At 29.5% G+C, this 4,574-nt stretch carries 2 protein-coding genes and 1 riboswitch; both genes read left to right on the top strand.

Annotated features, from left to right (window positions below; translation table 11 throughout):
• Positions 1-234: 234 nt before the first annotated feature.
• Positions 235-444 carry a zinc ribbon domain-containing protein gene (locus GOQ29_RS03355; RefSeq protein ID WP_203371222.1) on the top strand — a complete coding sequence of 70 codons (210 nt, stop codon included), beginning with the start codon at positions 235-237 and terminating at the stop codon, positions 442-444.
• Between the two features lie 138 nt (positions 445-582).
• Positions 583-684, top strand: a riboswitch (purine riboswitch).
• Positions 685-790: 106 nt separating this feature from the next.
• Positions 791-4,513: a phosphoribosylformylglycinamidine synthase gene (locus GOQ29_RS03350; RefSeq protein ID WP_203371221.1), complete on the top strand. Its 3,723-nt coding sequence runs from the start codon at positions 791-793 to the stop codon at positions 4,511-4,513.
• The last annotated feature ends 61 nt before the right edge of the window (positions 4,514-4,574 follow it).

Here is a 4,574-nt window from a genome sequence, read left to right as displayed (position 1 = left end):
ACAAGATCCAACAGATATAGAGTATACAGATGATGAAGGACATACAGATGCAATATCAGGAGTGTCAATTCATGTTGTTGAATTTTTTGAATTAGCTGAAAAAGCATTAGAAGAAGCAGAAAAATAAATAGATTGCTTATAAACCCTCTAGATGGATTTCTAGAGGGTTTATAATATATATTATTATGATATAATAGTTTAAAATATTGTATTTAGCAAAGAGGAGATGTTTGTATGAATGGAAATTGGGAATGCCCTAAATGTGGTAATATTAGTTATGAAACAGGACAATTTCAAGCAACAGGAGGAACATTATCAAAACTTTTTGACGTTCAAAGCGAAAAATTTTCTACTGTAACATGTTCTAGGTGTAAGTATACAGAAATTTATAAAGCAAAATCTAGTGATTTAGGAAATATATTTGATTTGTTTTTTGGAGGTTAAAATTTTAGAGATAAAATTTACGAATTATAAGTAAGTAAAGTTATATAAAATACGATATAAAATGAACTATAAATTATAAATGATATTTAAAATTCATAAAAAGTTGTTGACTTATATAATTTACTTTGTTATTATTAAGATGAAAAATAAATAGATATCCATATAATATCGGAAATAAGGTCCGAAAGTCTCTACCAGATGACCGTAAATCATCTGACTATGGGTGAGATTTTAGCTAAGTTCTGTATATTTTTTTACAGGATTATTTTGGTGACCAAAAGCTTAGACTAAGAATTCCCCATATGGAGGTTTCTTAGTTTAAGCTTTTATTTTGTATATAAAGGGGATGAATACTATCATAAAGAGAATATATGTTGAAAAAATAAAAGGTTTTGATAGTTCAGCAAAGGAATTATTTAATAATTTAAGAGAAAATTTACGATTGGAAAGACTAAAAAAAGTACGAATATTAAATCGTTATGATATTCAAGGGATTGAAGAGGAACTTTTTGAAAAAAGTAAATTTATAATTTTTTCACAACCTAATGTAGATAGAATTTATAATGAAACATTTCCTATTGATGAAGATGAAACAGCCTTTGGAGTAGAATATATACCTGGTCAATATGATCAGAGAGCAGATTCAGCAGTACAAGCTATTAAAATATTGTCTGAAGATAGTAATCCTATTGTAAATACAGCTAAAATTATAGTTGTGAAAGGCATATCGAAAGATGAAATTGATAAAGTAAAAAGATATATTATTAATCCAGTTGATTCTAGAGAAGCATCTTTAAATAAACCTAAAAGCTTAGAAATACCTTATAAAGAACCGTCAAATGTAAAAATATTAAATGATTTTATAAATGAAGAGAAATATAAGTCTAATGATATCAAGGAAATTTTAGGTTTAGCTATGAATAATGAAGATATAGATTTTATAAGAGAATATTTTAGAATAAATGAAAGAAGAAACCCAACAATAACAGAAATAAGAGTAATAGACACTTATTGGTCTGATCATTGTAGACATACTACATTTATGACAAATATTGAAGGAATAGAAATTGAAGATGGATATTATAAATATCCAATTGAAGAAGCATACAATAAATATTTAGAATCTAGAAAATTTGTATATAAGAATGAAAAAAGAAATATAACTCTCATGGATGTAGCTACTATAGCAATGAAGGAAATGAGGAAAAAAGGATTATTGAATGATTTAGAAGTATCTGAAGAAATAAATGCAGCTAGTATAGTAGTTGAAGTTGATATTGATGGAGAAATAGAGGAATGGTTGGTTATGTTTAAAAATGAAACGCATAATCATCCAACTGAAATAGAGCCTTTTGGAGGAGCTGCAACGTGTTTAGGTGGTGCTATAAGAGATCCTCTTTCTGGAAGAAGTTATGTTTATGGAGGCATGAGGATAACCGGTAGTGGTGATCCTACAGAAGATGTTTCTAAAACATTAGTAGGAAAGCTGCCCCAAATTAAAATAACTACAGAAGCAGCAAAAGGTTTTAGTTCTTATGGTAATCAAATAGGTCTAGCTACGGGACAAGTGTCAGAAGTTTATGATGAAGGATTTATTGCAAAAAGAATGGAAGTAGGAGCAGTTATTGCGGCAGCACCTAAAGATAATGTAATAAGAAAAACTCCGGAAGCAGGAGATGTGGTAATTTTATTAGGAGGGAAAACAGGTAGAGATGGATGTGGAGGTGCTACAGGGTCATCTAAAGAACATGATGAAACTTCTTTGATGGAATGTGGTTCAGAAGTTCAGAAAGGAAATCCACCAGAAGAAAGAAAGATACAACGTTTGTTTAGAAATAAAGAGGCACCTACCCTTATAAAAAAATCCAATGATTTTGGAGCAGGGGGTGTATCTGTTGCAATAGGAGAATTAGCTCCAAGTATATATATAAATCTAGATAAAGTACCTAAGAAATATAATGGATTAGATGGTACAGAACTAGCTATTTCTGAATCTCAAGAGCGAATGGCTGTTGTAGTGGATAGAGAAAACAGTGATAAGTTTAAAGCTTTAGCAGAAGAAGAAAATTTAGAAGCTACTATCGTGGCAGAAATAACAGATAACAATCGTCTAATTATGGAATGGCGTGGTAAAAAAATAGTTGATTTAGATAGAAGTTTTCTAGATACTAATGGAGCAGTTCAAAGAAGTAAATGTTTAATTAATAATCCTAGTAGGGAGAATAGTTATTTTGATAATTATATAATTGTAAAAGATGGTAGCAGTCTCAAAGATATATGGTTAAATAAATTAAGGGATTTAAATATAGCCGATCAAAAGGGATTAAGAGAGAATTTTGATAGCACTATAGGAGCTTCCACAGTTATATTGCCTTATGGAGGGAAATATGGTTTAACTCCAGCGGAAGGTATGGTATCGAAAATACCGGTTTTAAAAGGGGAAACTAATACATGTACAATTATGACTTATGGATATAATCCTAAAATAGCTAAATGGAGTCCATTTCATGGAGGAATGTATTCAGTTCTTCATTCCATTGCGAAAGTGATAGCTTTAGGAGGAGAATTAAGCAATATTCGACTAACCTTACAAGAATATTTTGAAAAATTAGGAAAAAGTCCTGAGAAGTGGGGTAAACCTTTAGGAGCTTTGTTGGGTGCTTTGCAAGTTCAAAAGGAATTAGACATACCTGCAATTGGTGGTAAAGATAGTATGTCAGGAACATTTAAGGATATAGATGTTCCTCCAACATTGGTATCTTTTGCTGTAGCTTCTGGTGATGTAAGAAATATAGTAAGTCAAGAGATAAAGAAAACAAATAGTAGCATAGTATTATTAGAAATAGAAAAAGATGATAGAAATATTCCTAAATTTAATATGATTAAAAAAACATATACAAGATTAAATCAGTTGATTAAAAAGGGTAAAATATTATCTTGTCATACACTAGGACATGGTGGAATAGCAGAAGCTATAACAAAAATGTCTATAGGAAATAAAATAGGCGTTGAATTTATTGAAAAAGTAGATTTATTTAAACCTGATTATGGATCTTTAATAATTGAAATTGACGAGGAAGATATAGAAGAATTAAATGAAATAAGACATAAAGTAATAGGAAGAACAATTAAAAATTCAATTATGAAATATGGAGAAATAGAGATAGATTTAGAAGAAATGGTAATAGCTTTTCAAGAGCCACTAGAAAAAGTGTTTCCTAGAAAAGGTAAAAAGATTACTTCTTATTTAGATATAAGTTATACAAGAGGAAATAGAATAAAAAAATCTAGGACTATAACAAAACCAAAGGTATTTATACCAATTTTTCCTGGAACTAATTGTGAGTATGATATGAAGAGAGCCTTTGAAAAAGTAGGGGGCGAGGTAGAAACCTTTATATTCAAAAATCAAAACCCTAAACATATAAAAGAGTCTATTTATCAGATGAAAACAATAATAGACAAATCTCAAATTATTGCATTGCCAGGAGGATTTAGTGCAGGAGATGAACCGGATGGGTCAGGCAAATTTATTGCCACAATATTTAGAAATTCATTTATTAAAGAAAGTATATCTAATTTATTAGAAAATAGAGATGGACTTATTTTGGGGATATGTAATGGATTTCAAGTATTAATAAAATTGGGATTATTACCTTATGGAAAGATATGTAATATAACTAAAGGATCACCTACTCTTACATTTAATAAAGATATAGGACATATATCGACTATTGCAAAGACGAGAGTATCTTCTAATTTATCTCCGTGGTTAAATGGGGTGAATGTAGGAGATATTCATGATATGCCTATATCCCATGGAGAGGGTAGATTTGTAGCATCAGATGATATGGTAGAAAAACTTATAAATGCTGGTCAAATAGCTACTCAATATATAGATTTTAATCCTAATGGTTCAACATTAAATGTAGAAGGTATAACAAGTCCTGATGGAAGAATATTTGGGAAAATGGGACATTCTGAGAGAATTGGTAGAGGATTATATAAAAATAAACGAGGAAATTATGATCAAAAAATATTTGAATCAGGAATTAATTATTATAAATAAGCAACCTGGTAATATGTCAAGATAAAATTTTAAAATAAAACAATGTAATTATTAAAAAAAG

Source organism: Anaeromonas gelatinilytica (assembly GCF_016820635.1).
Lineage (GTDB): Bacteria > Bacillota > Clostridia > Tissierellales > SIT17 > Anaeromonas > Anaeromonas gelatinilytica.
Note: the sequence above shows the minus strand (reverse complement) of the source record. Positions and strands in the feature narration are given on the sequence as shown.

Bases quoted from the DNA above. Each gene is read 5' to 3' on its own strand.
- GOQ29_RS03355 (WP_203371222.1), top strand. From the start codon at position 235: ATGAATGGAAATTGGGAATGCCCTAAATGTGGTAATATTAGTTATGAA.
- GOQ29_RS03350 (WP_203371221.1), top strand. From the start codon at position 791: ATGAATACTATCATAAAGAGAATATATGTTGAAAAAATAAAAGGTTTT.